Annotated in this window: 2 protein-coding genes and 2 pseudogenes; 1 reads left to right on the plus strand and 3 read right to left on the minus strand. The window is 48.1% G+C overall.

Going from position 1 to position 4,661, the window contains the following annotated elements:
* Positions 1-764 (minus strand): annotated as a pseudogene (locus V6C93_RS34805) (putative bicarbonate transporter, IctB family); the annotation flags it as partial.
* Between the two features lie 115 nt (positions 765-879).
* A complete protein-coding gene (locus V6C93_RS34810; RefSeq protein ID WP_333481271.1) occupies positions 880-2,442 on the minus strand; it encodes a GAF domain-containing sensor histidine kinase in 1,563 nt (520 codons plus the stop codon).
* 238 nt (positions 2,443-2,680) lie between these two features.
* On the opposite strand from V6C93_RS34810, the pseudogene V6C93_RS34815 reads away from it, so the two are divergent.
* Positions 2,681-3,670 (plus strand): annotated as a pseudogene (locus V6C93_RS34815) (RNA-guided endonuclease InsQ/TnpB family protein); the annotation flags it as partial.
* A gap of 63 nt (positions 3,671-3,733) precedes the next feature.
* Here the strand turns inward: V6C93_RS34815 and V6C93_RS34820 are convergent.
* Positions 3,734-4,474 carry a GUN4 domain-containing protein gene (locus tag V6C93_RS34820; RefSeq protein WP_333481273.1) on the minus strand — a complete coding sequence of 247 codons (741 nt, stop codon included), beginning with the start codon at positions 4,472-4,474 and terminating at the stop codon, positions 3,734-3,736.
* Positions 4,475-4,661 lie beyond the last annotated feature (187 nt).

Here is a 4,661-nt window from a genome sequence, read left to right on the forward strand (position 1 = left end):
CCACCGCGACTGAAGGTCACCACCAGGCAGGTGGAATTCACAATAAACATGGTCGTAGCCAAAGCTTTGAGAAGCAACCGCTGCCAAACGAAGATAGCGGCTAAACTCAGAGCAACAGCTGGGAGAAGATACCCTGCCAGTAAGTTGGGATTCCCTAAATAGCTATAAACCCGCGTCAGTTTTGCAGATGTTGATGTTGGATCGACCCAGGTTGCCAGCGCCGTCGCCCCGAAAAACCACTGCCTGAGTCCATAAACACTAACAATCAGCGAGACATGGAGGAAGAGGGCAATCAGCCAAGAACGGAGGCTAGGTGATCTGAGGACTCGCGCCATTAAGGCAAATAGCAGAAAATACAGCGTGAGCTTCCCCAATCCCGTAGCTGCTGCCTTTTTTACGGGTGAGAGGGCTGTTGCGACGACCGAAATGCCCCAGTACAACAACACCAACAGATGAATGGGCGTCACCTTTGAGTGAAACTCTCGTTGCTGTCCTGCCTCATCTGATAGGGTTAGCAACACCCAAAAAGCCGCAGCCGCCAATAACAAGACCGCGATCAGAGCATTGTTTGTTCTGCCTACAAAGGGAGCTAGAACAAGCACCAAAGCAACCAGCAGGGCTCCTATCGGCTCAGCCCACTGCATGACGTAGCTCCCCCGACGCCAAGACTGTAGCAATCCCACCAGCTGATATAAATAGCTAGCGCCTCGCCACTGATACAGCTGTAAATTTGACAGAGTAAGCTGTTGCCAAACTGAATTCATAAATAGGGAGTAAGAGTTAGAGACTGGAAACCTAAAAAATGCAAAATTAAGAACCAAAAATAAGGATTCTTTGATTTTTAATTCTTAAGGCTGCATCTGGATTCCGGACTCTAGACTACAACCTTTCCTTCACGGACTCCAATAGAGGCAGCGACACAACATAGCGATACCCTGCTTCTAAGGAGCCTTGAGTGGAAATTTCTCCCCCGTGTAGTTCTGCCAAATGGCAGCTTAGTAATAGCCCTAGACTCTCACGAGAACCATTCTTCCCAGTCGTCTTTTTGGGTTCACTGTTCAAACTTAAGGCTACGGCAAGAGCCTCACTGGAGAGTACCGGATTCGCAAGTGGTAGATAAGAACTCATCGTCAGTTCGCTACCTCCAAGGCTATCATTACTCGGTAAAGTTTCTAGAGCCTGAGAAACAGCAGCAATCGCCGATGAGGGTAAAGACGACTCGACGAATTCTTCACCGAGTTGAGGTAGACTCTGGCCCAACCAAGGGTGAGCAGCCCAAACCGCAATATTGAGCTTGTCGATTTTGCGAGAGACATGAAGGCGAACTTCACCCCCCGCATCAGCGGAGTGAATCACACTATAGACGAGGTAATACAGGATTTGCCGAACCTTATCTTTGTCTAGTAAGCAGATGCGATTCCCCGGCTCGACGGATATACGTATCTCTAATTGTCGGCACTGAGCTATCTCTAATAGGCTATTGATTGCCTGTTGACACAGCATTTCGATATCTACGGATGTCAGCTGGAGTCGTTCGCTGCTTTCATCGAAAATTGTCAGGTCAAAAATTTCATCAACCAGCGATACCAGATGCTGACCGCTGCGATGAATAATTTCCAGGTACTCCTTCTGTTTGCTGGTTAGGGGGCCATAAAGCTGGCGATTGAGTACACTTGCCATTCCCATGACCGACGTTAAAGGTGTCCGCAGCTCCTGAGTCAGCTGAGCCAGCAATTTGACTTTAAGGAAGTTAGTGGCGTTAAGGCAAACAGAGCTAGCAGTTGAGACATCCTGTCTCTGTGCTGTTGATTCAGGTTCCCATCCCTGTGGATACTGTTTGTCTACTGATGACTGGGGAAGTGTTGGGACAGAGTTTGTGTACCCTTGTTTCAAAAAACGATTATGCTCAAATTCGCTCAGACACCAGCGAGCTGTAATAGCCAGAAACTCAATGTCTTTACTGCTAAAGGAGCGAGGTTCGCAGTCCATGACGGCTAGCGCACCCAGACATAGGCCATCTGCGGTCAATAGCGGCGCACCCAGGTAAGCACGAATGCCATAGTGCCCAACCAGCAAACTACTGGCAAACACGGGATTGGTTGCCGTATCGTGAATCGCCAAAACTTGCTGACTGTCCACAACGTAGCTGCAAAAGCTTTCACTTCGCGCTAGAAGGCGTGACTGTGCTAGCTGATTCATCAGCCCAACTCTGGATAGACCAATCGCTGATTTGAGCTGTACATGATTGGGCGTCATTACACCCAAAATGCAAATGGGTGCATCCAAAAGCCGTGCAGCGGTTTGAGTCGCTTCGTCAAAAACAGCAACTGTCTCCGCTTCAAGTAGCCTAAGCTCTCTAAGAGCTGCAAGCCGTTTTTGTTCTCGTGCTGCTGGTGTCAAATCATCTAAACGACAAAAAATTTTCGTTTCCGCATTTGCCATAGAAAATTTATCGCTCCATACCTATATACTTGGGTAGCGGCTCTCAGTGTTTCTGAAGTGTTAGCCGCTGTACATAGCGTTCCCGTATGGTGTCAATAACAAACAGATGAGTTATGAAAATTGTTTGGAGACTGACTGAGAAAGGAATGGGTTAGAGGGGTGAAGAGGTGAAGGGTTCAACGCATTAACCTGCTTTCCTGGCTTTCCTTACCAACTTTCAACATTCAACCTGCCCAAGCGTCCCACTTATGCCAGCCAGTGCAAAGCCCTAACGGCTTATCGGAAAACTTCGCCCAACTTGAGAAGAGTACAATCCCAAGTTCTACAGCAGACATTGCGTAGACTTGAGCAAGCGTTTGTCAGCATGTGGGAGCAAGGACACGGATTTCCCAGATTTAAAAAAGCTGGGACTATGCGCTCGTTTGTGTTCCCCCAAGTGGCTATTGACGCCGTGAAAGATGGCGTGATGAAGCTTCCTGTTATTGGGTTGGTAAAGTTCCGTTCTTCGCGTTCTATTCCAGATGGAGCGAAGCTAAAACAGGTGCGGGTAGTAAGACGTGCTAGCGGCTGGTATGCCATGTTGACCTTGCAGTGGGATGTAGTTGTTCCAGATACAATGCCACATGGCGAAGCCCTTGGGATAGATGTAGGAATTAGTCACTTTGCAGCGATTTCAAACGGTAAGTTATTCCCAAATCCACGGCCTTTCAAGAAGCTCGAACGCAAGCTTAGATTGCTGCAACAGAGAGTATCGAAAAAAGCCTTGGGGTCAAACAACCGTAAGAAAGCGCTTCTTAAAGTAAGTAAACTGCACGAACGAATCGCCAACACCCGGAAAAACTACTACTGGCTGCTCGCTCATAATCTCTGTGATTGGGCGGGAATGATATTTGTAGAAGACTTGAATCTTAAAGGTTTAGCTCGTGGCTTTTTAGGAAAACACTGCTTAGACGCGGGTTGGGGTCAATTCTTCCAGGTATTAGAACAATGTTGCTGCAAGAGAGGGGTGTTTTTCCTGAAAGTGGACAGCAAGAAAACAAGCCAGATATGCCCGAATTGTCTTGTAGAGACGGGCAAAAAAGAGCTATGTCTGAGGGTTCATTCGTGCCTTTATTGCGGCTACACGACAAACAGAGATGTGGCAGCCGCTCAAGTCGTTCTCGTTCGAGGACTTGCAGCCGTGGGACACACGGTCAAGATGCTTTCTGTTAGCGAAGCGGCGCGTTAGCGCGGGTAAAGCGGTTGCGCTCCCCATGACGAGAGAATCCTCGCGCCTTTAGGCCGAGGAGTGTCAACCATCCCCCTTACTTGTGCTCGTCCAAGCTGGGTGAGAAAGTAGAGAAGCAATCACTCGCACACCTCGTAGTTGATTGGAAAGAGGTAGATGACCTCTGGGAGCACTGAGATCCCATGTAAACTCGTTTGGGTAGCGAGTCCAGTTGTTTCCAGCCTTCCAACCGATTTTAGGCCAAAGCTTTTCCCAGTTCTTGCCGAAAGAGAGCCACAGCTCGCGCTGGACGGAAAAGCCAAATTTACCTTGAGAGTGAATGAACCACAGGGTATTGATGGTTTGTAAATCGGTAATGGGAAAATTTTCTACTTCAGAAAAGTACAGCCATTTTCGCTGTATCGCGGCTGCACCGGCTAATTCACAGAGTTTTTCCAACGTCAGACGGTCAGCAGCGAGAAAATCTGCAAGAGCAAGCCGCTGCTGTAGAGGAAGATAGTCAATACCCACCTCAGAACGCAAGGGCACAAGTCCTGTTGGAAAATGAGTTTGGAGAAACGCTGTTGTGTTGGGTGCATTGACCTGATATAGAGCTTGGTAGGCAAGACCCGTCACGAGATTTGCAGGGGTGGACTGTTGCTCCTTTAAAAATTCCATCAAGACTTCTAAGCCAGTAGCGCCTAAGCTGGTCAGTTCGGAAATCAACTGGAGTTGTTTTTTTTCAGAACCCGTCCGGAGTTGTTGTCTGAGCTCAGCAATGTGTTCTGAGTCTTCTGTTACTGAGGCAGTCGTTGGATCTGTCATGAAGCGACTTGGTTGTTGGTTGCGGCAATATTAATTGTGGGGGCTAAAGTTGAAAGTTGGAAGGCAGGAAGGTTGAAAGTTGGGAGTTGAAGGTTGAAGAGTGGGATTGATAATTTTATAACTGGCTAACCTACTTTGGCGTAATGGGTACGCCTTGGTCACCTACAGCCTTCTCAACTACACAGAC

The organism is Allocoleopsis sp., assembly GCF_036703385.1.
Lineage (GTDB): Bacteria > Cyanobacteriota > Cyanobacteriia > Cyanobacteriales > Coleofasciculaceae > Allocoleopsis.